Below are 21,631 nucleotides of genomic sequence, written 5' to 3' on the forward strand. Positions count from 1 at the left end.
GCATGACGTCTCCTACCCCAACCGAGCCGGCGCTGATACGCCACCTCGGCCTCGCCGACTACGACAGCACTTTCGCCGCGATGCGCGCCTTCACCGACGCGCGCACTCCGGACACCCGCGACGAACTGTGGATCGTCGAGCACCCGCCCGTGTTCACGCTGGGCCTGGGCGCCGACCGCGGCCACCTGCTGGCGGGCGCGGATGCCATCCCGGTGGTGCAGACCGACCGCGGCGGCGAAGTCACCTTCCACGGCCCCGGCCAGGTGGTCATCTACATGCTGATGGACCTGCGCCGCAACAAGCCGGGCGGCAAGCTGTACGCCCGGCAATTCGTCAATAAAATCGAGCAGGCGATCATCAACGTCTTAGGCGCGTATAATCTCGTCGGTGAGCGCGTTGACGGCGCGCCGGGCATCTACATGGCCGGCGGACCGAAACAAGGCGCCAAAATCGCCGCGCTCGGCTTGAAAGTGCGCGGCAACGGTTGCACCTATCATGGGCTGTCGCTGAATGTGGCGATGGATCTGGCCCCGTTTTCCTGGATTAATCCTTGCGGCTATGCCGGGCTGGAAACAGTCGATATGCGCACCGTCGGCGCGACCGCAGTGTTGTCCGACGTGCAACAGCAGCTGGCCGATGAGCTGATCAGCGTTCTGGCGCATGTGGCCGAACCCGCAGTACACGAATAACCAAACTTTGCCCGCGAGGGCACGCAGCCAAATGACTTCTGAAACCACCACCAGCGTTGCCCCGGCTTACAACCCAAGCGAAAAGCAAAAAGGCGCCAGCAAGACCGCGCGCATCCCGATCAAGATCGTGCCGATCGAGCAAGTCGAGCGCCTGAAAAAGCCGGACTGGATCCGCGTCAAGGCGGCCTCGGCGTCGACCCGTTTCTACGAAATCAAGGACATCCTGCGCGAGAACAAGCTGGTGACCGTGTGCGAAGAAGCGAGCTGCCCGAACATCGGCGAATGCTTCGGCAAGGGCACTGCGACCTTCATGATCATGGGCGACAAGTGCACCCGCCGCTGCCCGTTCTGCGACGTCGGCCACGGCCGCCCGGATCCGCTGGACAAGGAAGAGCCGTTCAACCTGTCGAAGACCATCGCCGAGCTGCGCCTGAGCTACGTGGTGATCACCTCGGTCGACCGCGACGATTTGCGTGACGGCGGCGCCGGCCACTTCGTCGAGTGCATCCAGAACACCCGCGCGCTGTCGCCGAAGACCCAGATCGAAGTGCTGGTGCCGGACTTCCGCGGCCGCCTGCAAAAGGCGCTGGACATCTTCAAGGACGGCCTGCCGGACGTGATGAACCACAACCTGGAAACCGTGCCGCGCCTGTACAAGGAAGCGCGTCCGGGTTCGGATTACATGCACTCCTTGCAGCTGCTGAAGGAATTCAAGGATCTGTACCCTGCGGTGAAGACCAAGTCCGGCATCATGGTCGGCCTGGGCGAGACCGACGAAGAGATCCTGCAAGTGATGCGCGACATGCGCGAGCACAACATCGACATGCTGACCATCGGCCAGTATCTGGCGCCGTCGAACAGCCACCTGCCGGTGCGCCGCTACGTGCACCCGGACGTGTTCAAGATGTTCGAAGCCGAAGCCTACAAGATGGGCTTCAAGCACGCCGCCGTCGGCGCCATGGTCCGCAGCTCCTACCACGCGGACGAGCAGGCGCACAACGTGCTGGCCGCCGGCTAGAAATTCAGCAACACCAAGAGAAGCAAGCCCTCGCAAGACGGCTTGCTTTTTTTTCGTTGATCGATATCAGAGGATCGTCATATACGTGCCTTGTCTTCATCTTTACGCAAGCTAGACTGGAATTAGTTTGCCCGGAGATGAACATGGCGATATTCGATATTGATGAAGCGAAAATCAGGCTATCGACACTGATCGAGGATGCTTCCAATGGCCAGGAAGTCATCATCGCCGCAGGTGGCAAACCTCTTGTCCGACTGGTAGCGATCCACGCTCATGGAGCATTGCGAAAGCCCGGCTCAATGAAGGGAAAGATCTGGATCGCCGATGATTTTGATGGGCCACTCCCTGAAGACATACAGGCTGCATTCGAAGGCAAATAGTGCAGCTTCTACTAGACACCCATGTCTTGCTCTGGTGGCTGCAAGACAGTCGAAAGTTGCCCCGGCGTTCACGCGCCCGTATCGCGGCAGCGCAGGTGGGGTTGTTACCTCCAATCCATCGCGATCCATTTGACCGCATGCTGGTTGCCCAGGCCATCTGCGAAACCATGAAACTGTTGACCGCCGACCGCGTTTTGGCGGACTATTCCGAACTTGTCGAAATAGTCTGAGTCGGGGGATGAATGAGCGTTCGTATCGAGGCTTCCTGGAAGGCACGGTTGGAGCAGGAGTTTGAACAGCCTTACTGGGAAAGCCTGACGTCCTTCGTGCGGGCGGAGTATGCGGCGCATCAGTGCTGCCCGGCCGGCAAGAACATCTTCAAGGCCTTCGATCTGACGCCGTTCGATGACGTCAAGGTCGTCATCCTCGGGCAGGACCCGTATCACACTCCCGGCGCGGCGATGGGTTTTTGCTTCTCGGTGCCGGAAGGCAATCGCCCGCAACCGAGCTTGCAGAACATCTTCCAGGAACTGCGCAACGACCTTGGCCTCGACCGCCGCCAGACCGATCTGACGGATTGGGCGCAGCAAGGCGTGTTCCTGCTGAACAGCGTGCTCACCGTGCGCGCCCGCGAGGCCGGCTCGCATGCCCACAAAGGTTGGGAGACCTTCACCGACAGCGCCATCCGCCACCTGTCCGAACAACGCGAGCATCTCGTGTTCATCCTGTGGGGCAGCTACGCGATATCGAAGAAAGCCTTTATCGACGGGCGAAAACACCTGGTCATCACCTCGCCGCATCCGTCGCCGTTCTCGGCGCACAAGGGCTTCTTCGGCAGCAAACCGTTCTCGCGCGCGAATGACTATCTGGCGGCTCACGGCCAGACACCTATCCAATGGGCGTGATCAGCTTCATGTCGAACGCGCGTTCGGCCAGCCACACTGCTGCCACCAGCGCGATCGCCGCCGAACCACCGCTGAGCAAACGACGATAGAACCAGGTGCCGCGCAATGCGAACGCCAACGGCAGGAAGGCGGCGACGATGCACAACTGGCCGATCTCCACGCCCAGGTTGAAGCCGAATAAACTGGTCAGCAACGCGCCCTGCGGCAGGCCAAGGTCGATCAGCACGCTGGCGAAGCCGAAGCCGTGGATCAGTCCAAACCCGAACGCCGCCACCGGCCGCCGGCTGCGGAATAGCGGATAGATGTTGTTCAACGCCGCCAGCACCACCGACGCCGCGATCGCCGATTCCACCCAGCGCGATGGCAGCGATATCAGCGACAGGCTGGCCAGCGTCAACGTCAGCGAGTGCGCCAGCGTGAAGGCCGTCACCACTTTCAGCACGTCGATGAAGGACTCGCGCAGGCTGGCCGACGGCGTGCCGCGCGCACCGAGCATCACCGCCGGCAGCAGCAGCGACAGCAGGAACAGGATATGGTCGTAGCCTATCCAGATATGCCACACGCCGTCCTTCACGTAGGCGGCGAATTGCTGCCAGTGGTCCGGCGACGCCAGCGACAAGGTCTGGCGCGCGTGCGATGGATCGAAAATCTCGGTGGATGTCGCGCCGTCGTGCGTCAAGCGCAGCAAGCCTTTGTGCTGCGGATCGAGATCGGCGAACAGCTGGTAGTTGATGGTCAGCGCCGTTACCGGGCCGGGGCAGGCGGCGCGAAAGCGCAGCACACTGTAGGCGCCGTCGGTGTGGTCGTCGACCAGCTGCTGGTTGGTATCGATGCGGCAGGCGCCTTTGTCGGTGGCGATGCCCAAGCGCTCCAGCGCATATGCCGCTATCGCCGCATGCCGCGTGCGGACCTCGTCCCACGTCAGCTTGCCGTCGCCGTCCTGATCGAGACCGATGGCAAAATCCAGGTCGCGCAGCGCAATGTCCCACTGGCCGGTGACGCGCTCACCCTGCACCTCCAGCGACAGATAGCTGTCGCTGGGCTTGTGCGCATAGGCCGGCAACGCCGCGCCGCACAGCAGTGCAAAAAATAGCATCAGGCGTTTCATCATGTCCCCGCTTGCAGTTGGCGGATCAGGCGCGATGCGGCCACGTCCTCGGTGTGATTCAGCGTGACCCAGTCCAGCACTGGCCTGGCGGCGTTGGCGTCGCGCGCCTGCACTGCGGATTCCAGATAGATGCGGATGTCGGCCGCTTCCTTTTGCACAGCCCAGTTCTTGCGCGCCAGCGTTAGCGCGGTGGCCGGATCGTGGCGCAGCATCAGTTCGAAGCGCGCCTGTTCGCGCTGGTGTACGGTGTCACCGCGTTGGGCGGCGGCGTCGAAGCGGGCCGCCAGTTCCTTCACATCTGCGGCCAAGGCCACGCGCGCGTCGCCACGCTGCTGCAACGCCAGTGCGCGACGCAGCAGCAACGCGTCGATGCGGGTCTGGTCCTTCAGCAGCGCGGCGACTTCGTTCGCGCGCCGCTGCTCCAGCAGAAAATCGGCATAGGCGCCCAGCAGGTAGCTGTCGCGCGGGCTCAGTGCCAGCGCACGTTTGTAGCGCGCCTCGGCGATGTTCGCCGCACCGCGCCGTTGCGCCATCTCCGCCAGCAACGTCAAGGCCCATACCTGAAGCTCGGCTGGCGCGTTGCTGCTGCGTTCCAGCGTCAGGTCCAGCAGCTGTTCGCTTTTAACGGAACGCCCGGTCGCCGCGCCGACGTTGGCGATGCAGGTGATGGTGATCAGTTCTATCGACATCGCCGACAGGTGGGCGCAGCTGGCGGTGGCGCTGGCATAGTCGCCTTGCACGGTTTGCACGGTGGCCTGCGTCAGCCACGCCTGCGCGTTGGCCGGATCGGCCGCCAGCACGGCCTTCAGATCGTCCATCGCCGGCTTGAACTGGTGGGTACTTTGCAGCAGCGTGGCGCGCAGCAGGCGCACCGGCGGCGGCGGCGACGACAGCCACCACCACGGCGCCAGGGCCGCCTGCGCGTAGCCCAGATAGCGCGGATCGGTTTCGCTGCGGGCCAGGCCGATGTAGCGCGTGGCAAGGCCGGTGGCCAATGCCATATCGTTGGGGCGCGCATTCAATTCGCTGCGCATGCGGCGCAGTTCCTGTTGCGCCGGATCGCCACGGCGCGGCAACGTCTCGATGACCTGCTGCCCGCTGGCGGGTATGTATGGCGCCGCCTGCGCCGCAGCGGCAAAGCACGACAACAGCAGCGCAAATAATGGTTTCTTCATGATGACCTCAAAACGGCGGAAAGGGCGCACGAAAATTGCGTACGCCCTTGTAGCGCATGGCTTACTTGTATGCGACCGGTTCCGTATCCTCCGGCGCGGTGGCGACGATGCTGTCTGTCGCTATCGGCTCGGAGGAGGTTTCGCTGCCATCGCCGATGATGGCCAGTACCGCCGTGTAGAACGCGTCGAGCGTCACCACCGGCGGCGGTGGCGGCGGCGTGACCGGCGTGTGGTCTTCATAGTGGGTGCTGCCCCCGCATGCGCTGAGCACCAGCAGCGCAATCAGGCCAAGGTACTTCATGGCGCGCTCCGGTTGGATGGCACGCCCGAGGTTTGCGGCGAACCGGCGATCGGCGTCTTCAGGTAGGGGAAGGCGGCGGTGAAGAAGCTGTCGTCCAGGTAGGCGCCGTCGGTGAAGTGCAGGCCGCCGGCCGGTGCGTCGGTGGGCGCGCAGCCCAGGTTCAGCGTGCACAGTTTGCCCATCACCACGCGCAGCGCGATGTCGACCACGTCGTCGCCGGGACGGCGGCCGTTGGGGAAGCCGGCATTGTCGCCGCCGATCACGCCCAGGCGGTTCTGCGCGCCCATCGCGACGGCGGGCGTCGAGGTGTTCAGGCGCAGCATCTCCGAAGCGACCACGGTGGCCGGCTGGTTCAGGCCCTTGACGCCGGTGAGGAAGGCCGCCACCAGGTCGTTGCGCGGGAAATTGGTCGGCGCCTTGGCGCCGGCGCTGCCGTACAGGATTTCGATCAATGCTGGCAGCGTTGGATTGGTGACGTAGGTCGCGAACTGCGCGTCGCCGGAAGGCTTGCTGCTGTTGAAGGTGTCCTTGTCCTTCAGGCCGATGACGACTTCATTCACCAGCGGCATGCCGAGGCGCGATACCTGGGTCCAGGCGCCGCCCTCCTTCGACGGTGCGCTGGAATTCGGCGTCGGATTGAGCAGGCGCGCCTGGCGCACGCTGGCGGTGGTCCAGCCGCCGATCACGGGATCGCTGCTGCCGGCGGCGGTCAGGCAGGAGGCGGCCACTTCAAGTTCGATCGAGGTCACGTTCTTGTCGGCCAGGTCGTCCCTGGCGGCCTTCTCGGCGTTGGCGCTGAACTCGGTGGCCGGGGCCTTGATGTTCACCAGGTCGAAGGTCTCGCCGAGGTTGACCACGAACGGGTCCTTGCGCTGGCCGACGAACATGCGCGCCGGCGTGCTGCAGCCGGGGATGTTGACGTTGTACATGTGGGCGGCGGCATAGGCCGCATAGTTCGGTATCGACTTGTTGCCGATGTTATCGAGCGGCTTGTCGAAGGTGCTGGTGCCGTCGGCCGCGTTGGTCACGGCGGCCTTGGTGCCGGTGCGGCGGTCGCCGCGCACCACGTTGACGGTGTAGGTCTCGCGCACATTGGCGCCGGGCGCGTTGGGGCCGGCGATGGCGCCGCCGTTGATCACCAGCGGGATCGACACCTGCTTGCCGCCGACGGTGAGCTTGGTGTCCTTGTTGGCGTTGCTGAAGCGGAACTGGAAGGTCAGGTCTTCCTTGGCGTCGCCGTTGTTGTCGATGTGGATCTCGTACAGCGCGTTCGGGTCCATGGCGAAGTAGTTCGGGCCGCCGTAGGCATCCTGCAGCGGGATGTAGTTGGCGATCAGGGTGATGAAGTTGGCGCGGCCGCTTTCATAGCTGCGGAAAATGTAGAAGTCGGTGCCGTCGACTTTGGGACTCTGCGCGACGAACGGTGCCTCGCGGTGGCTGGATGCCATGGCCGCTGGTGCGAATGCGCTTGCCACTGCGCCGATGACGGCCGCGCGCATCGCGTGTTTGACGATAGTTTGCATTTCGTTTTCTCCCCTATAGGTTGATCTGCCAGGTACTGCGTCTTGATATACGGTGCTGGCCGCGCGCCGGATTCAAATTAGATAAGATTTATCGCTTAAAAATTCCTGCTCAATGTCAGTCGCAGCGTGCGCGGTTCGACCGGATGGACGTGCACGCCGTTGACGCCCTGCGCCGGCTCGCCCGGCAAGCGCGACGCGTAGTAGTAATCGATGTCGCTGGCGCGGCGGTTGAACAGGTTGAAGCCGTCCAGCGTCAGCCTGGTCTTGCGGTCCAGCTGGTAGCTGATGCGGCCGTAGGCCAGCGTGGCGGCGGCGGAGCGCACGCTGTTGTCCTCGATCAGCGGACGCGGACCGAAGTAGCGCAGTTCGAAGCCGCCGGACCAGCGGCCGATATCCTTGACCGTCACGCCGAACGAGGCCACCTTGTCCAACGCCTCCGGCACGTAGTTGCCGGCCGGGTCGTTGCGGCGATAGCGGGCGCGCGAGGCCGACAAGTCGAGATCGAACAACAGCCACGGCGCGGCGATGTAGTGGTTGCTCCACTCGATGCCGCGGCGGCGGCTGGGGCGGCTCGCCTCGGTGTCGCCGCTGTCGCCGGCGAACACCAGTTCGGAATCGATATCGAGGGTCCATAGCGACAACGAACTTTGCAGGCCGGGCAGCCATTCGCTGCGCACCCCCAGCTCGGCGCCGCGCGTGCCCACCAGCGGCGTGGCCGGATCGGCGGCCTTGAGCACGCCGCGCGCGTCGTTGCTGTGGAAGCCGGCGCCGTAGTTGACGAAGTACTCGGTCTGGTTCCACGGGCCGAAGATTAGCGACAGCTTGGGCGAGGCCTTGTGCGCTTCGGCGCCGCCGCCGTTGACGTTGAAACGGTAGGCGTCATAGCGCAGCCCCGCGATGCTGCGCAAGGCCGGCGACCAGTAGCTGGTGTTTTCCCAATACAGGCCGGCGCTGGTTTCGTTGACGCGGTCTTCGCTGACGGTGGCGATGCGCCGGCGCGCGACCGTGTGGTACAAGCCGAGCGGCGCGATGTGGTCGTAGCGCGTCTGCACGCCGAATTTGTTGCGCATGTCCACACCGGCAAGCTGGCTGACCCACGTCTGGCTCGCATTGATGCCGGCCATCGTGCGGCGCTCGCTTTGCTGGAACTGGTCGCCGTTGACCGGGTCGTTGAGCAGGTAGGTGAAGTCGCTGTACAGGTCCAGGCTGGAGCGCACCACATAGGCTGAAGCTTCGGTGATGCTGCCCTCGCGGCGCTGGTGCATAGCCCACGCAAGACTGGTGCGCGAGGTGTCGCCGCCGTCGCTCGGATCGGCGCTGCCGTAGCGGTCCAGGCGGCCGTCGTCCAGCGCGCGCTGCGGCAGCTGGTCGGTGGCGTTCCAGCGGTTGCGGTAGGCCATGGCGGTGATGCTGTAGCCGTCCTGCGCGTCGCCGCGCGTGTAGCGCAGTGTGCCGCTGGTTTTGCGCACCTGTTCCGGCGTCTGCCACGGGCCGTTGTTGCGGCTCAGTTCCAGGCCGTACAGCAGCGTGCCGCCGGCCGCCGCGAACGAGTCGGCCAGCACGCCGCGCTGGTAGCCGTAGCTGCCCAGCGTCAGGCTGGCGGAACCTTGCGCCAGGCGGTCGGCGAGCCGGATGTGGGCGGCCCCGGCCGATGAGAAATCACCCTCGTCGGCGAAGTAGCTGCCCTTTTTGTAGTCGATGCGCTGCACCAGCTCCGGGATCAGGAAGTTCAGGTCCGAGTAGCCCTGGCCGTGGGCGTTGCTGCGCATATTGACCGGCATGGCGTCGACGTAGGTGGCGAAGTCGGTGCCGTGGTCGAGGTTGAAGCCGCGCAGGAAGTACTGGTTGGCCTTGCCGTCGCCGCTGTGCTGGGTGACGATCATGCCGGGCACGAATTCCAGCAGCTCGCCGGTGCGCAGCGCCGGGCGGCTGGCGATCAGGCTGGACGTGACCGTGCCCTGGCTGGCCGCGTCCGAGGTGCCGACCGCGTTGTCGTAGTGCGCCAGCACGATCACGCGTGCGGCCGGCGCGCCGTCTTCGGTGGCGCCGGCGCCGGCCGCGCAGGCTGCGGCGGCCAGTCCGGCGATACCGTTCTTGATCACGCTCTTGCTCACAATTCTGCTCCCGCGTTGCCTTTTCGATGAGCCATGTACGCAGCGGCGTGGCGGTCGGATTCAAAATAAATATGTGGTCGCGCGCATGCGCGATATGGTATTTTTCTCACGCTTGCTACTTTTCCCCACTTCCCGAAGGCCCGCAGTGTCAGACGCGAATACTCTCGATCCCCAGCAGCTGCGCATCTGGCTGCAAGGCGCGGCCAAGCGCGACGCGGTCGCCTTTCGTTCGCTCTACGATGCGACTTCGGCGAAACTGTTTGGCTTCGCGCTGCGTATATTGATCAAGCGCGAACTGGCCGAAGAGGTGCTGCAAGAAAGTTTCGTCGCGATCTGGAACAACGCCGGCACCTATCAAAGCCATTTGGCCGCACCCATGACCTGGATGACGACCATCGTCCGCAACAAGGCTTTCGATCTGTTACGCCGCAGCGATGTGACCACCGAAATCGACGGCGAACAGTTTGACAGCGAGGTTATCAATGCACTGCACGATCCCGGAGCCACGCCCATCGAGGCGCTGGAAATGAGCCGCGACGCCAAGGCGCTGGCCTACTGCATGTCGGCGCTGGAAGGGCTGCACCGGCAGGTGCTGGGCCTGGCTTTTTTCCATGACCTGTCGCACAGCGAAGTGGCGCAGCAGATGGCGCTGCCGATCGGCACCGTCAAGACCTGGATACGCCGCAGCCTCGACAAGTTGAAGACTTGCCTGGCCAAGGGAGAGCGCGCATGAACCTCCGCGACAACGCTGCGCTGCGCGACAAGCTGGCGGCGGAATACGTGCTGGGCACGCTCAAGGGCGGCGCGCGCCGCCGCTTCGAAGGCCATCTGCATAACGATGCCGCGCTGCGCCGCATCGTCGTCGAATGGCAGGACCGGCTGGTGCCGCTGGCCGAGTTCTCCAGCGCGCAGCAGCCGCGCAAGCAGGTGTGGCTAGGCATCGAGCGCCGCCTGAACCTGCCGCGCGCATATGCGGCGTGGCAGTTCTGGCGCAACGATTCGCTGACGTTCTGGCGTTCGCTGGGCGTGGTGTCGACCGCCGTGGCGGCCTTGCTGGTGGTGACGATCAGCGTGCGCACGCTGCAGGCGCCGCAGCTCGACTACGTGGCCACGCTGACCGACGACAAGGCGCAGACCGCGCTGCTGCTGACCGGCGACAGCCGCCATCAGGCGATGACGGTGCGGGTGGTCGGCGCGGCGGCGGTGCCGGGCGACAAATCGCTGGAACTGTGGGCGGTGCCGAAGTCGGGCCATCCGCGTTCGCTGGGTTTGCTGAGCGAGCGTGGCGAGGTCAAGCTGGCGATGACCAGCAAGGCCATCGGCGACGACGTGGCGCTGCTGGCGGTCACGCTGGAACCGAAGGGTGGCTCGCCGGATCCGAACGGGCCGACTGGACCGATTCTGTACAAGGGTAACTGGGTCCGGGTGATGTAAGGGGAAAGTTGCTATCATCGCGGATGTCGGGCGCAAGCCCCATTCGCGAAAGGCAGTCATGGACGCCAGCAAGTTCAACCCGGAATACTTCAACCAGTTCGGCAAGGGGACGTTGCCCGACCTCCTGGGCATCGTCATCACCGGCGTGCGCGAAGGCGAGATCGTCGCCGAGTTCGCCGTCACGCCGCAGCACCTGGCGCCGAACGGCTTCCTGCACGCGGGCAGCGTGGTGACGTTGGCCGACACCGCTTGCGGCTACGCCTGTTTCTCGCACCTGCCGGAAGGCGCGCACAGTTTCACCACCATCGAGTTGAAGTCGAATCACCTGGGCACGGCGCGCGACGGCGTCGTCGAGGCGACCGCGAAGGTGGTGCATCTGGGCCGCACCACGCAGGTGTGGGACGCCATCGTCAGCAACAAGGCTACTGGTAAGACGATAGCGTTGTTCCGCTGCACACAGATGGTTCTGTACCCGAAATAACTGCTAAATTGGCGTTGGACACACATCCCACGCGTAAGGACCCGAGATGATGACATTCTCCAGGATGGCCGTGCTCGGCTTGCTATTGGTCTCGTCGCTGGCCTCCGCGCAAACGCCTTACACCGATGACGCCACCTACGTAGGCCTCGGTGGCAAGGACGGCATCAAGAAAATCGTCGATACCTTCATTCCGCTGGTGCTGGCCGATCCGCGCATCAAGGACAACTTTGCCGACTTCGACATGGCGCAGCTCAACGTGCGCCTGCAGGAACAGTTCTGCGAATTCGCTGGCGGTCCGTGCAAGTACACCGGCAAATACCGCGACAAGACGATGGACGGCGTCGGCACCGTGCGCGACATGACCACTGTGCACCAGGATTTGAAGATCACCAATGCGATGTTCAACGCGCTGACCGAGGACTTGCAGATCGCGATGGAGCAGAATCAGGTGCCCAGCCGTGTATCGAACAAGCTGATCGCCAAGCTGGCGCCGATGCAGCGCGCCATCGTGACCACGACCACGCAGGCCAAGCCGGAGATGGGCAAGTTCCTCGCCACCGGCGGCGTCAGCCAGGTGGAAGGCGCCGGCGGCGGCGGCATCACGCCGTGGGCGCTGATCAGCGGCTACGGCACGCGCGACAGCTGGGGCGCCAATGCGCACTACACCTACATCGACACCCAGGACTACAAGCTCAACAGCTACGGCGTGGCGGTGGGCATCGCCGACCGGCTGGAGCTCTCGCTGGCGACACAGGAATTCAAGGGCAGCCTGGCGCCGCTGAACCAGCTCAACATCAAGCAGGACATCCTGGGCGTGAAGCTGAAGGTGGCGGGCGACGCCGTCTACGAGCAGGACAGCATGATGCCGCAGGTGGCGGTCGGCATCCTGTACAAGCGCAACAAGGGTGTGGGCGGACTGGGCGCGCTGGGCGTGACCAATGTGATGCAGTTGGGCGCCAAGGATGATCATGGCTACGATTACTACGTGGCGGCCACCAAGATCCTGTTCGAGCAGAGCCTGCTGCTAAACGGCACGCTGCGGGCGACGCGCGCCAATCAGATGGGCTTATTGGGATTCGGCGGCGACCAGGGCGACAGCATGCGGCTGATGCCGGAGGTGTCGATTGCCTACCTGGTCAACCGCAAGCTGGCGGTCGGCGCAGAGTACCGCCGCAAGCCGCACAACCTGGGCGTGGACCACGAGAAGGCGTATTACGACGCTTTCGTCGCCTGGTTCCCGACCAAGCATGTCTCGCTGACGGCGGCGTACGCGCAGCTGGGCGATATCACGGTCTTCAATCCGAAACAGCAGCACGGCCTGTATCTGTCGCTGCAAACCGGTTTTTGACGCTGCGCGCCGCCATGCACGTTAGTATGATTTGTAGGGCAGGAATTTGCCGCTCAGGACCACCTGCACGCGGTCGCCCTTGGGATCGGCTTCGCGCTGGATGTCCATCGAGAAGTCGATCGCGCTCATGATGCCGTCGCCGAACTCCTCGTGTATCAGTTCCTTGATGGTGGTGCCGTAGACGCTGACGATCTCGTACCAGCGGTAGATCAGCGGGTCGGTCGGCACCGCGGTCGGCAGCGAGCCCTTGTATGGCACGATCTGCAGCCACGCCGCCTCTTCGTCGGTCAGGCCGAACAGCGCCTGCGCCTTGTCGGCCTGGACGCGGCTGAAGGTCATCTGGCCCAGCAGCGCGGCGGTGGTCCACTCCTTGCTCTGGCCGAATTCGGCGGCGAGTTCGGCCCAGCGCAGCTGTTTGGCGACTTTGACGGACAGGATTTTTTGCGTGACTTGGTTGCGATCCATGATGGGCTTTCCGGTGGTTGAGGAGAGTCCTATGCGATGCAAGTGCCGTGCCAGATAGCGGCCTTCCAGGCTTTTAGCCGTGCAGTGATTCTTCCAGCAGCTTGTGCAGGGCGGCGAAGTCCGGTTCGCCCAGGTAGCGCTTGAGGATCTTGCCATCCTTGCCGATGACGAAGGTGGTCGGCGTCATCGCCACGTTGCCGTAGGCTTTGGCTGCCGAGCCGTCGGCGTCGAGCGCCACCTTGAATGGCAGCTGGCGGGTTTCGGCGTAGTTCAGCACGTAGTTCGCCGGGTCGTAGCTCATCGCCACGGCGACGAACTCCAGGCCCTGGCCCTTGAACTTGTTGTAGGTGTCGACCATCTTCGGCATCTCGGCCACGCAGGTGGTGCACGAGGTGGCCCAGAAATTGACCATCACCACCTTGCCGCGCAGGCTCTCCGGCGAGATCTTCTCGCCCTTGATGCTGAGGAAGGTGACTTCCGGCGCGCTCTGGCGCTTGTTCAGCGACAGGTAGCCGCCAAAGCCGATGGCGCCGATCAGCACGGCGGCCAGCACTGGCTTGATCCAGGCGGGGGATTGCGTCTTTTGCATGATGGACCCAGGCGACTAAGGAGATGAGGCCATTATAGACCTCCTCCGGATTACGGGTTGGACGCCGACTTGCTCGGCTGGAAGCTCTTCCACTCTTCCTCGGTGATGTATTCGAACACCTTGACCACCTTGTTCACGCCGCTCACGCCGCGCGCCACGTCGGCGCCGATCTGGCCTTCGCGCTGGGTCACGCGACCCATCAGGAAGACCACGCCGCGCTCGGTCACCACCTGGTAGGAGTTGGCCGAGATATCCTTCATGTCGACCAGGCTGGCCTTGACCTTGGTGGTGATCAGGGCATCGTTGGAGCGCGAGGTGTAGCTCGACGGGCCGGCGATTTCCAGCTCGTTGATGACCGTCACCACGCCTTCGATGCCGCGCAGTTCGCGCTCGGCGGCGGCCTTCATGGCCTCGTCGCGCACTTCGCCGGTCAGCAACGCCCGGCGGTTGAAACTGTTGATGTTGGTATGACCCGCATCGCCGACGACGTTGTTGAGCTTGATGCTGCCCTTGACCTCGATCGCCCGGTCTTCCGTCTGCGCACCCAGGGTGCGGCGGTCGGTTGCGGCCAGCGTCCCGGAAATGGCGCCGCCCGCGACCAGCGCGACGCAGCCCGACAACGACGCCAGCATAGCGCCGCACAGCACGCTCATGGCCAGCGGCCGTTGTACTTTTTTCCAGATTGCGCCGGGATTAGTCATTCACATCTCCTCCGAATAGCGCGACGTCGATGCCGTCGCAAATGCAGTGTATGGTCACCAGATGGACTTCCTGGATACGGGCAGTACGGTCGGCCGGCACGCAGATGTGCACGTCGGCGTCGGTCAACATTTTGCCGATGGCGCCGCCGCCCTTGCCGGTCATGGCCACCACGCGCATTTCGCGCTCCAGCGCCGCTTCGATCGCCGCCATCACGTTGGCCGAGTTGCCCGAGGTGGAGAACGCCAGCAGGATGTCGCCGGCCTGGCCGAACGCCTGCACCTGCTTGGAGAAGATCTCGCGGTAACTGTAGTCGTTGGCCACCGCCGTCAGGATCGAGGTGTCGGTGGTCAGCGCCATGGCCGGCAGCGGGAAGCGTTCGCGCTCGAAGCGCCCCACCAGCTCGGCCGCGAAGTGCTGGGCGTCGGCGGCCGAACCGCCGTTGCCGCACACCAGAATCTTATTGCCGTTGGACAACGCCGAGAACATCAGCTCGATCGCTTGAGCGATGTGCGGAGCGAGGACGGTGGCGGACTGGATTTTGATTTCGGCACTTTCGTGGAAGTGCGAGAGTATGCGTTGATTATTCATAGTGTGCTGATTATAGTGCAGCCGCACATCGAGCCGGACAAGCGCTGTTAAAAATGCTTACATTTCCAGCGCATTTTGTATCCATGACAATTTTTCGCCGTCGATGGCGACCAGGTCGAAGCGGCACGGCGGCACATTGCGGTAGCGCAGCAGGTAGAACTGGGCGGCGTGGATCAGCCGCCGCTGCTTGGCCGGGGTGACGCTGGCGGCCGCCCCGCCGAACCGGCTGAGGGCCCGGCGCCGCACTTCGACAAACACCAGGTGGGCGCCGTGCTGCATGATCAGGTCGATCTCGCCGGCCTTGCACAGGAAATTGCGCTCGACCAACACCAGCCCGGCGGCGCTCAGGTGGGCCAGCGCCCGGTCTTCGCCGAGCCGGCCCAGCCGTTGTTGGGTGGTCTGCGGCATGGCGGTCTCACGGCGTGACCGGCAGCGGCACGCCGTTTTTATACACCGCCGGCTGCTCGACGCGCTCGAAACTGGCCGCGCCCTGGCCGAAATCGATGGTCAGCCGGCCGGTCACGCCGTCCAGCTGGAAGCGGCCGGAGCGGTGACGGACGATCTCGCGCGCCACGCGATAGGCGTCGATGCCCAGCGCGTACAGGCGCTCGATGTCGGCGCTGTTCGATTGCAGCGGATGCGGGTAGACCATCACCGCCGGATGGTCGCGCTGGATTTGCCACGGCAGGTCCAGCAGGCGCACGCCGTCCAGCTCCTGGGTCGGGCTATTGCTGCCGCTGCCGGGGTTCAGCGCCGAGGTGCCGTAGATCGGCAGCGCGCGCAATTGCGGCGCCGGCGCCGGAACGGGCGGCGGCGGCAGCGCATCGGCGGTGCTGAAGGTCGGATTGGTCGGCTCGCTGTTGAAGGCGTCGCCGAGGGCGCCGCGCAGCTGGCGGGTCTGGTCGGCGCTCATGGCGGAAAACAGCAGGCCGGGCGGATCGTCGCGCAGGCGGGCGCGCAGTTGCACCAGCTCCGGGTCGCTGAGGTAGCCGTCGGGCGCGCTCAGCTCCACCATCTTGACCGGCAGGCCGTGGCGCTGCCACTGGGCGGCGAAGGCGGCCGCCACGCGACGCTGCCAGGGCGTGCTGGTGCTTAAAATGATGGCAGTGCTGCCGGGCAGGTCGGCGGCGGCCCACTGGGCGGCCTGGCGCGCTTCCTCTTCGATCGACAGGCCCATGGCCAGCATCAGCGGCGGCAGCGGCGCGGCGCCGGCCATGCCGTAGCCTTCCGGATAGTTCAGCGCGATGGTCGGTTTTTGCAGCAGCGGGCTGGCGGCGATGGCCGCCACGGCGGAGCGCGCCAGCGGGCCGACGATGATGTCGTCCTGTTGCTGGGCGCGGGCGTAGCTGGCCAGCACGTCCTGCGGCACGTCGCCGGTTTCCACCACGGTGACGGTGATGTTGTCGCGGTCGCGCTCCCAGGCCGCCAGGAAGCCGGCCCGCACCGACGACGCGGCCAGGCCCAGCGTTTCGGAACGCAGCGGCAGCAGCAAGGTCATGCGGATAGTCGCGTTGGACGGTTGCGCCGTCTCGTCGGCGGCGCGCGCCGGGCCGGGAACGGCGTCCGGCGTCACGGTCAGGCCGGCGCCGGTGGGGGCGGTGCGGGCTGGCGGGGCCATGCCGGGCAGCGTGACGGCGAAGGTTTCGGCGGGCGGCGGCGTCGGTTCCGGCGGCGGCTTGGGCAGCGGCGCCGGGCGCGCCGGCGGCAGTGCGGCGGGCGCGGCACTTGTATTTGATGAGCCGGGCGCGCACAATCCTCCGGGCGCATTGCAGAACGGCGTGCTGCACGCACTGACCAGGGCCGCAATCGCACACAGCAGCGACAACCTCACACTATTCATCCTACCCCCAATGACCGCACAAGAATCCAGCTCCATCGCCACCCTGCCCGTGATGGGCGAAATGGCGCACCAGACCTATCCTAGCGCAACCTTGTACGTCGTGGCGACCCCGATCGGCAATGTGACGGATATTAGCCTGCGGGCGCTGCATGTCTTGAGCCTGGTCAACGCCGTGGCCTGCGAGGACACCCGCAACACCGCCCAATTGATGACCCGTTTCGGCCTGCACAAGCCGCTGATCGCCGCCCACCAGCACAACGAGCGCGAAGTGGCGGAAACGCTGATCGCCCGCCTGCAGGCCGGCGAGCGCATCGCGCTGGTGTCGGATGCGGGTACGCCGGCCGTGTCCGATCCGGGCGCGCGCATCGTCGACGCGGTGCGGGCGGCCGGCTTGCGTGTGCTGCCGCTGCCGGGCGCCTCGGCGGCGGTGACGGCCTTGTCGGCCAGCGGCCTGGTGAACGACCAGTTTTACTTCGTGGGCTTTTTGCCGGCCAAGGCCAAGCAGCGCGAGAACTTCCTCGGCACGCTGCGCGCGGTGACGGCCACCATGGTGTTCTACGAGGCGCCGCACCGCATCCTCGATTGCGCCACGGCGCTGGCGGCGGTGTTCGAGCCGGAGCGCCAGGTGGTGTTCGCGCGCGAGCTGACCAAGATGTTCGAGGAAATCCACCGTTGTCCGCTGTCCGAGGCGGAAGCGTGGATCAAGGCCGATGCGCATCGCGAAAAAGGCGAGTTCGTCGTGCTGCTGGCCGGTGCGCCGGCGGCCGAGGATGAGCAGGATGTGGAGGCTGAACGCATCCTCAAGATTCTGCTGACCGAATGCTCGGTTAAGCAGGCGGCCAACCTGGCGGCGCTGATCACCGGCCGCAAGAAAAACGCGCTGTACGACCGCGCCTTGCAGCTCAAGGGCGACGAATAGTCATCAGAATTTGCAGCCGCTGTCTTTCTTGTCCAGCAGCCAGATGAGCGGGGACAGCAGGCCGGCGCCGGTGTTTTTGCAGTCGGGCCGCTTGGCGCCCTGGATGTCGCGCGCCAGCTGACTCTCCCGCTGAGGATACAGCGGATGGTCTTCCAGCTGCGCCACCGGCAAGCCGGCGCGGGCCGGATCCTTGGCGTTGGCCTCTTTGCGAGCGGTTTTCAGCGCCTCGTTCATGTCGAATTTCTTCGGTTGCAGTTCCGGATGCAACGGATCGGGCGCGGTGCTGGCCGGCGCCGGCAGCGTGATCGCCTGCGCTGTGACCGGGGCTGGCTCGGCGGCTGGCGCTGGCGGGCTGGCGCGGCTGGCCAGCCGCGGCCGTTCGCGCTTGCGCGCCTGGACAGGCTCCGGTTTCGGCTTGGGCGGCGGCTCCACCTTGGCCACGACCGGCTTGGGCGGCTCGGGTGTTCGCAGCCAGACCGTCATGGTCTTGGCCGGCCGCTGCTCGTCAGGGGCGGTGGGGGCCGCCAGCCGGTAGCCGAAGATCAGCGCCGCATGCAGCACCAGCGAGACGGCGATGCCCGCGACGATCCCCGGCCGCCGCATCGGGGCGGGTTGGAATTGCTCAAAGGTCGCGCTCATGGCTTTTTAGATAATTTATGCACACCGCCATAATCTCACATTGAAAAAAAATCGCCATGGTACATACTGATTTCATAGTGACACTTGACGGATACTGGAGCAGCTTGTATTATCTTGCTTCTTCGGAGTGTGGCGCAGTCCGGTAGCGCACCTGGTTTGGGACCAGGGGGTCCAAGGTTCGAATCCTTGTACTCCGACCAAGATTCAAGAAAAAAGACTCAAGAGTTTCGGCTCTTGGGTCTTTTTTTTATCCAGCGCCGGAAAATTGCCCTGTTCATCCTCGTTTTTGGGCCGTTGATCGCAAGCGGCGTCGCATCGCCAGCCAGCGGATAGAATGTTTTCCCGTTGCCCCAGGCTGGAGCCTATGATGATGTCCACCACCAAACCGTCTTTTCTTGTCAGGCCGCAGGTCGTCGAGCACGACCGGTCGCTGATGCGCCGCTACCTGTGGCAATCGATACTGCGCCCGGCCGCCAGCATGGCGATCGTGCTGGCGCTGCTCTGCATGCTGTTCATGGCCGCCGCTTATTCGGCGGGACCGGTCATGGGGCACTGGCCGCGCTGGGGCTGGTCGGTGCTCATCGCATGCTATCCCCTCTTCCTCGGCGGCATGGTCGGTCTGGGTAGCGTGCGCCGCACGCTGGCCGAATTGCGCGAAGCCGGCACGCCGCTGAGCGAGGCGATGATCTCCTCGCGGCCCTGCGTCTTGCTGGTCTCGCCGCTCGATCCGCTCAGCACCATCGACCTGTGCGCCGAAACGCTGTCCGGCCTGGCCATCGGCGTGGCGCTGGGCTATCACCGTCCGCCCGTGTTTGCGCGCAATATGTTCCAGGGGAAGATCTGGCTGGGACCATGGCGGCCGCTGTGGTCGGGACGCAGTATCGAAGTGGCCATCGTCGGTGAGCCTGGCGAGGCGATCCAGGTCCGCATCCGGCGCCGCTTCGGCCTGGATTTTTTCTGGGCGCAGGACGGCAGCGCGCTGCGCGCCGTTGAGGCGGTGGCCGCGCATCTGCGGACTCAACTGGAGCAGCGCGACCACGCGCTGAAGGCGGCCAGGCGCGAGCGCGAACTTGAACGGGTGGCCCTCAACGCCAAGCTGTCCGCCTTGCAGGCGCAGGTCGAGCCGCATTTTTTGTTCAACACGCTGGCCAATCTGAAATACCTGATCCGCACCGACGCCGGCGCCGCCCAGCAAATGCTCGACTATCTGGTGGGCTACCTGCAGAATGCCCTGCCGGATATGCGCTCGGTGTCGTCGACGCTGGAGCGGGAGCTGGAATTGGCGCGCAACTATCTGTCGATCATGCAGGTGCGCATGGGCCACCGCCTGCGTTTCCGTATCGATGCGGCGCCTGAGTTGCTGGCGCTGCCCTTCCCGCCGGCGATGCTGATTTCGCTGGTCGAGAACGCCGTCAAGCACGGCCTGGAACGCGCCAGCCGGCCCGGCGAGATCGCCATCGTCGCCACCTCGAACGGCGCCCGATTGCGGGTGCTGGTGAGCGACGACGGCACCGGCCTGGCCGACCAGATGGGCCAGGGCTTCGGCCTGGCGAATATCCACGAGCGCCTGCAACTGCTGTACGGCGATGCGGCGTCGCTGGCGGTGACGGCGGCGCAGTCCGGCGGCGTCGACGCCGCACTTAGCGTGCCACTGCCGGCCGGGAAGGAGTGAACATGCCCACCGCTGTCATCGTCGAAGACGAACCCCTGCTGATGGCCGAACTGGCCGATCACCTGCGCGCGCTGTGGCCTGAGCTGGAGATCGTGGGACAGGCCGAGAACGGCATCGAAGCGGTGGCGCTGCTGGAATCGCGGCAGCCCGACATCGTGTTCCTCGACATCCAGGTGCCCGGCCTGAGCGGGCTGGAAGTGGCGCGGCATATTCCGGAATCGACGCAGATCGTCTTCGTGACCGCGTATGCGGAATACGCGGTGCAGGCCTTCGAGGCCGGCGCCGCCGACTACCTGGTCAAGCCGCTCAACGCCGCGCGGCTGCTGCAAACCATCAAGCGCCTGAAGACCCGCAGCCGCGATCCGTTCCAGGTGCCGCCCGGCGTCTGGCAGCAGGTGTTCGGCAATCCCGCGGCGGCGCCTTACATGAAGTGGATCAAGGCCTCGGTGGCGAACACGGTGCGGCTGGTCATGGTCAGCGATGTGCTGTACTTCCAGTCCGAAGACAAATACACGCGGGTGGTCACGGCGGCCGGCGATGCGCTGATACGGCTGCCGCTGAAAAGCCTGGTCGCGCAGCTGGACCCCAGCCAGTTCGCGCAAATCCATCGCGGCGCCATCGTCAACTATCAGGCCATCGACCACATCGACCGTTATGGCGGGGCGATGGAAATCCAGCTCAAGGGGCGGGCGGAAAAACTCCAGGTCAGCGAGGCGTACAGCCGGCAGTTCCGGCAGATGTAAGCCCGGCGCACGGCACGCCGCCGGCATCGTTCAAATATTTATATAAGTGCTTATATAGTTGTGTTAATCTCCTTGCATGAAAACCATGAAACGCATGACACAAACCGGCCTGTTATTGTTGCAGTGCCTGGTACTGAATCCGGCATTCAGCGGCGGCCAGGACGTTCCAGAAGCGGTCGTCGTCAGCGGTGCCAAGGACCCTGACTGGAAAACCTACCGCGCCTTCAGCGCCGGACTGGACGTCTTCGAGCAGCAGCACCAGATGGCGCCCGGCGCGTCACTGCGCTTTGTGCTGTTGCCCAGGACGGCCAACGCCTCGCTCCAGAACATCAAGCTGCGCATCGCGGGCGATGAGATGAGCCTGCCGCTTGCGGTCGCCGAAGACGGCACGTTCTCCGTGCCGCGCAGCGAGGCCGCCAGCAAGGAGGATGCCGAGCTGCTGCTCAATCGCAAACCAGGCACGTTCCGCTGGCGTCCGGACGTGCACACGCCGGGTGTGCCGCCCAACGCGCGTCGCCTGGGCGATCTGCGGCTGGAGTGCGCGGTGCGCTGGGCGGTCGAGCAATACGAACTCCCCTACGTGATCCGTAAGCTGATGAACGCGGCGGGCCAGCCTTGCGTGACATCGCGGATCAAGGTCGACAATATCGCACCGCGTCCGGTCGCCGCGATGTATCTCAGCTGGAATGGCCGCCGCAGCCAGCTGTCGGCCAGCCTGCTCGAGGATGGCGGCAAGGTCTACCTGGCCCCGGTCCATGACCAGGACTGGCCGGACGACGCGCTGCTGGAATTCGATTTCGTGCCGGCCGTGACGCGCTGAGCCGCAAGCGAGCTATACGAATAGTTCATAGATCCTATTAAATATGAAATTGGTTGCCAAATAAGCTCTTGCGTAATATGAAACGAGCGCGGGGAAAACGCGCATTCAAAAATTACGGAGAGACCATGCAACCGACTACGCTCAACTGGCCCATCGCCTGCTAGCTCGCCGCATCCGG

General features: G+C 64.7%; 24 protein-coding genes and 1 tRNA gene. 13 read left to right on the forward strand and 12 right to left on the reverse strand.

Going from position 1 to position 21,631, the window contains the following annotated elements; all coding sequences use genetic code 11:
- Nucleotides 1-2: 2 nt before the first annotated feature.
- The 4 genes from lipB to D0T21_RS21440 all read left to right on the forward strand — a co-directional run bounded on the left by lipB (nucleotide 3) and on the right by D0T21_RS21440 (nucleotide 2,992).
- Nucleotides 3-689, forward strand: a complete 687-nt coding sequence (gene lipB, locus D0T21_RS21420) for a lipoyl(octanoyl) transferase LipB (protein WP_116991328.1) — start codon at nucleotides 3-5, stop codon at nucleotides 687-689.
- A gap of 31 nt (nucleotides 690-720) precedes the next feature.
- On the forward strand, nucleotides 721-1,707 hold the full coding sequence (gene lipA, locus D0T21_RS21425; RefSeq protein ID WP_116991329.1) for a lipoyl synthase: 987 nt from the start codon (nucleotides 721-723) through the stop codon (nucleotides 1,705-1,707).
- Between the two features lie 143 nt (nucleotides 1,708-1,850).
- Complete coding sequence (locus D0T21_RS21430) at nucleotides 1,851-2,087, forward strand: type II toxin-antitoxin system Phd/YefM family antitoxin (RefSeq protein WP_116991330.1); 237 nt, start codon at nucleotides 1,851-1,853, stop codon at nucleotides 2,085-2,087.
- A 242-nt stretch (nucleotides 2,088-2,329) separates the two neighbouring features.
- Nucleotides 2,330-2,992, forward strand: coding sequence for a uracil-DNA glycosylase (locus D0T21_RS21440; RefSeq protein WP_116991332.1), 663 nt, complete (start codon nucleotides 2,330-2,332; stop codon nucleotides 2,990-2,992).
- Here D0T21_RS21440 and D0T21_RS21445 read toward each other — a convergent pair.
- The 5 genes from D0T21_RS21445 to D0T21_RS21465 form a co-directional block, all read right to left on the reverse strand.
- Complete coding sequence (locus D0T21_RS21445) at nucleotides 2,976-4,103, reverse strand: HupE/UreJ family protein (RefSeq protein ID WP_116991333.1); 1,128 nt, start codon at nucleotides 4,101-4,103, stop codon at nucleotides 2,976-2,978. The two genes, D0T21_RS21440 and D0T21_RS21445, sit on opposite strands and share 17 nt — an antisense overlap.
- Nucleotides 4,100-5,275 carry a hypothetical protein gene (locus tag D0T21_RS21450; protein ID WP_116991334.1) on the reverse strand — a complete coding sequence of 392 codons (1,176 nt, stop codon included), beginning with the start codon at nucleotides 5,273-5,275 and terminating at the stop codon, nucleotides 4,100-4,102. The genes D0T21_RS21445 and D0T21_RS21450 overlap by 4 nt, the downstream gene beginning before the upstream one ends.
- 61 nt (nucleotides 5,276-5,336) lie before the next feature.
- A complete protein-coding gene (locus D0T21_RS21455) occupies nucleotides 5,337-5,576 on the reverse strand; it encodes a hypothetical protein (protein ID WP_116991335.1) in 240 nt (79 codons plus the stop codon).
- A complete protein-coding gene (locus D0T21_RS21460; protein WP_116991336.1) occupies nucleotides 5,573-7,099 on the reverse strand; it encodes a DUF4331 domain-containing protein in 1,527 nt (508 codons plus the stop codon). Before D0T21_RS21460 ends, D0T21_RS21455 begins: the two co-directional genes overlap by 4 nt.
- Nucleotides 7,100-7,194: 95 nt before the next feature.
- On the reverse strand, nucleotides 7,195-9,213 hold the full coding sequence (locus D0T21_RS21465) for a TonB-dependent receptor (RefSeq protein ID WP_229211585.1): 2,019 nt from the start codon (nucleotides 9,211-9,213) through the stop codon (nucleotides 7,195-7,197).
- 145 nt (nucleotides 9,214-9,358) lie between these two features.
- On the opposite strand from D0T21_RS21465, the gene D0T21_RS21470 reads away from it, so the two are divergent.
- The 4 genes from D0T21_RS21470 (at nucleotide 9,359) to D0T21_RS21485 (ending at nucleotide 12,476) form a co-directional block, all read left to right on the forward strand.
- A complete protein-coding gene (locus tag D0T21_RS21470) occupies nucleotides 9,359-9,946 on the forward strand; it encodes a sigma-70 family RNA polymerase sigma factor (protein ID WP_116991337.1) in 588 nt (195 codons plus the stop codon).
- On the forward strand, nucleotides 9,943-10,647 hold the full coding sequence (locus tag D0T21_RS21475) for an anti-sigma factor domain-containing protein (protein ID WP_116991338.1): 705 nt from the start codon (nucleotides 9,943-9,945) through the stop codon (nucleotides 10,645-10,647). The genes D0T21_RS21470 and D0T21_RS21475 overlap by 4 nt, the downstream gene beginning before the upstream one ends.
- 58 nt (nucleotides 10,648-10,705) lie before the next feature.
- A complete protein-coding gene (locus D0T21_RS21480) occupies nucleotides 10,706-11,128 on the forward strand; it encodes a PaaI family thioesterase (protein WP_116991339.1) in 423 nt (140 codons plus the stop codon).
- 64 nt (nucleotides 11,129-11,192) lie between these two features.
- Nucleotides 11,193-12,476, forward strand: coding sequence for a DUF3034 family protein (locus D0T21_RS21485; RefSeq protein ID WP_373886682.1), 1,284 nt, complete (start codon nucleotides 11,193-11,195; stop codon nucleotides 12,474-12,476).
- A 21-nt stretch (nucleotides 12,477-12,497) separates the two neighbouring features.
- On the opposite strand, the gene cynS is transcribed toward D0T21_RS21485, so the two are convergent.
- The 6 genes from cynS to D0T21_RS21515 all read right to left on the reverse strand — a co-directional run bounded on the left by cynS (nucleotide 12,498) and on the right by D0T21_RS21515 (nucleotide 16,660).
- Entirely contained in the window at nucleotides 12,498-12,941 is a 444-nt protein-coding gene (cynS, locus tag D0T21_RS21490; protein WP_116991340.1) for a cyanase, read from the reverse strand.
- 73 nt (nucleotides 12,942-13,014) lie between these two features.
- Nucleotides 13,015-13,530, reverse strand: a complete 516-nt coding sequence (locus D0T21_RS21495; protein ID WP_116991341.1) for a peroxiredoxin — start codon at nucleotides 13,528-13,530, stop codon at nucleotides 13,015-13,017.
- A gap of 50 nt (nucleotides 13,531-13,580) precedes the next feature.
- Nucleotides 13,581-14,231 carry a BON domain-containing protein gene (locus D0T21_RS21500; RefSeq protein ID WP_116991342.1) on the reverse strand — a complete coding sequence of 217 codons (651 nt, stop codon included), beginning with the start codon at nucleotides 14,229-14,231 and terminating at the stop codon, nucleotides 13,581-13,583.
- Nucleotides 14,224-14,820 (reverse strand): phosphoheptose isomerase, encoded by a 597-nt coding sequence (locus D0T21_RS21505; RefSeq protein ID WP_116991343.1) that lies wholly within the window; start codon nucleotides 14,818-14,820, stop codon nucleotides 14,224-14,226. The genes D0T21_RS21500 and D0T21_RS21505 overlap by 8 nt, the downstream gene beginning before the upstream one ends.
- Nucleotides 14,821-14,877: 57 nt before the next feature.
- Nucleotides 14,878-15,228 (reverse strand): YraN family protein, encoded by a 351-nt coding sequence (locus tag D0T21_RS21510; RefSeq protein WP_116991344.1) that lies wholly within the window; start codon nucleotides 15,226-15,228, stop codon nucleotides 14,878-14,880.
- 7 nt (nucleotides 15,229-15,235) lie between these two features.
- Nucleotides 15,236-16,660 carry a penicillin-binding protein activator gene (locus D0T21_RS21515; RefSeq protein ID WP_229211586.1) on the reverse strand — a complete coding sequence of 475 codons (1,425 nt, stop codon included), beginning with the start codon at nucleotides 16,658-16,660 and terminating at the stop codon, nucleotides 15,236-15,238.
- Between the two features lie 10 nt (nucleotides 16,661-16,670).
- On the opposite strand from D0T21_RS21515, the gene rsmI reads away from it, so the two are divergent.
- A complete protein-coding gene (gene rsmI, locus D0T21_RS21520; protein ID WP_116991346.1) occupies nucleotides 16,671-17,579 on the forward strand; it encodes a 16S rRNA (cytidine(1402)-2'-O)-methyltransferase in 909 nt (302 codons plus the stop codon).
- Nucleotides 17,580-17,582: 3 nt separating this feature from the next.
- On the opposite strand, the gene D0T21_RS21525 is transcribed toward rsmI, so the two are convergent.
- Entirely contained in the window at nucleotides 17,583-18,218 is a 636-nt protein-coding gene (locus tag D0T21_RS21525; RefSeq protein WP_116991347.1) for a hypothetical protein, read from the reverse strand.
- Between the two features lie 123 nt (nucleotides 18,219-18,341).
- On the opposite strand from D0T21_RS21525, the gene D0T21_RS21530 reads away from it, so the two are divergent.
- From D0T21_RS21530 to D0T21_RS21545, 4 genes are all read left to right on the forward strand, one after another.
- Nucleotides 18,342-18,418 (forward strand) — tRNA-Pro (locus D0T21_RS21530).
- A 164-nt stretch (nucleotides 18,419-18,582) separates the two neighbouring features.
- Nucleotides 18,583-19,890 (forward strand): sensor histidine kinase, encoded by a 1,308-nt coding sequence (locus D0T21_RS21535; protein ID WP_158568034.1) that lies wholly within the window; start codon nucleotides 18,583-18,585, stop codon nucleotides 19,888-19,890.
- Between the two features lie 2 nt (nucleotides 19,891-19,892).
- Nucleotides 19,893-20,633, forward strand: a complete 741-nt coding sequence (locus D0T21_RS21540) for a LytTR family DNA-binding domain-containing protein (protein WP_116991349.1) — start codon at nucleotides 19,893-19,895, stop codon at nucleotides 20,631-20,633.
- Between the two features lie 85 nt (nucleotides 20,634-20,718).
- Nucleotides 20,719-21,453 (forward strand): hypothetical protein, encoded by a 735-nt coding sequence (locus D0T21_RS21545; RefSeq protein ID WP_116991350.1) that lies wholly within the window; start codon nucleotides 20,719-20,721, stop codon nucleotides 21,451-21,453.
- Nucleotides 21,454-21,631 lie beyond the last annotated feature (178 nt).

The sequence above is a fragment of the Duganella sp. BJB476 genome, assembly GCF_003416895.1.
In the GTDB taxonomy this organism is placed as follows: domain Bacteria; phylum Pseudomonadota; class Gammaproteobacteria; order Burkholderiales; family Burkholderiaceae_D; genus Rugamonas.

What these genes read in the sequence shown, in the direction of transcription:
- D0T21_RS21480 (WP_116991339.1), top strand. Translation starts at nt 10,706, where the DNA reads ATGGACGCCAGCAAGTTCAACCCGGAATACTTCAACCAGTTCGGCAAG.
- D0T21_RS21460 (WP_116991336.1), bottom strand. Translation starts at nt 7,099, where the DNA reads ATGCAAACTATCGTCAAACACGCGATGCGCGCGGCCGTCATCGGCGCA.
- D0T21_RS21525 (WP_116991347.1), bottom strand. Translation starts at nt 18,218, where the DNA reads ATGAGCGCGACCTTTGAGCAATTCCAACCCGCCCCGATGCGGCGGCCG.
- D0T21_RS21495 (WP_116991341.1), bottom strand. Translation starts at nt 13,530, where the DNA reads ATGCAAAAGACGCAATCCCCCGCCTGGATCAAGCCAGTGCTGGCCGCC.
- D0T21_RS21515 (WP_229211586.1), bottom strand. Translation starts at nt 16,660, where the DNA reads ATGAATAGTGTGAGGTTGTCGCTGCTGTGTGCGATTGCGGCCCTGGTC.
- D0T21_RS21535 (WP_158568034.1), top strand. Translation starts at nt 18,583, where the DNA reads ATGATGATGTCCACCACCAAACCGTCTTTTCTTGTCAGGCCGCAGGTC.
- D0T21_RS21510 (WP_116991344.1), bottom strand. Translation starts at nt 15,228, where the DNA reads ATGCCGCAGACCACCCAACAACGGCTGGGCCGGCTCGGCGAAGACCGG.
- D0T21_RS21540 (WP_116991349.1), top strand. Translation starts at nt 19,893, where the DNA reads ATGCCCACCGCTGTCATCGTCGAAGACGAACCCCTGCTGATGGCCGAA.
- lipA (WP_116991329.1), top strand. Translation starts at nt 721, where the DNA reads ATGACTTCTGAAACCACCACCAGCGTTGCCCCGGCTTACAACCCAAGC.
- cynS (WP_116991340.1), bottom strand. Translation starts at nt 12,941, where the DNA reads ATGGATCGCAACCAAGTCACGCAAAAAATCCTGTCCGTCAAAGTCGCC.
- D0T21_RS21450 (WP_116991334.1), bottom strand. Translation starts at nt 5,275, where the DNA reads ATGAAGAAACCATTATTTGCGCTGCTGTTGTCGTGCTTTGCCGCTGCG.
- D0T21_RS21500 (WP_116991342.1), bottom strand. Translation starts at nt 14,231, where the DNA reads ATGACTAATCCCGGCGCAATCTGGAAAAAAGTACAACGGCCGCTGGCC.
- D0T21_RS21545 (WP_116991350.1), top strand. Translation starts at nt 20,719, where the DNA reads ATGAAACGCATGACACAAACCGGCCTGTTATTGTTGCAGTGCCTGGTA.
- D0T21_RS21505 (WP_116991343.1), bottom strand. Translation starts at nt 14,820, where the DNA reads ATGAATAATCAACGCATACTCTCGCACTTCCACGAAAGTGCCGAAATC.
- D0T21_RS21455 (WP_116991335.1), bottom strand. Translation starts at nt 5,576, where the DNA reads ATGAAGTACCTTGGCCTGATTGCGCTGCTGGTGCTCAGCGCATGCGGG.
- D0T21_RS21430 (WP_116991330.1), top strand. Translation starts at nt 1,851, where the DNA reads ATGGCGATATTCGATATTGATGAAGCGAAAATCAGGCTATCGACACTG.
- D0T21_RS21485 (WP_373886682.1), top strand. Translation starts at nt 11,193, where the DNA reads ATGGCCGTGCTCGGCTTGCTATTGGTCTCGTCGCTGGCCTCCGCGCAA.
- D0T21_RS21445 (WP_116991333.1), bottom strand. Translation starts at nt 4,103, where the DNA reads ATGATGAAACGCCTGATGCTATTTTTTGCACTGCTGTGCGGCGCGGCG.
- rsmI (WP_116991346.1), top strand. Translation starts at nt 16,671, where the DNA reads ATGACCGCACAAGAATCCAGCTCCATCGCCACCCTGCCCGTGATGGGC.
- D0T21_RS21440 (WP_116991332.1), top strand. Translation starts at nt 2,330, where the DNA reads ATGAGCGTTCGTATCGAGGCTTCCTGGAAGGCACGGTTGGAGCAGGAG.
- D0T21_RS21475 (WP_116991338.1), top strand. Translation starts at nt 9,943, where the DNA reads ATGAACCTCCGCGACAACGCTGCGCTGCGCGACAAGCTGGCGGCGGAA.
- lipB (WP_116991328.1), top strand. Translation starts at nt 3, where the DNA reads ATGACGTCTCCTACCCCAACCGAGCCGGCGCTGATACGCCACCTCGGC.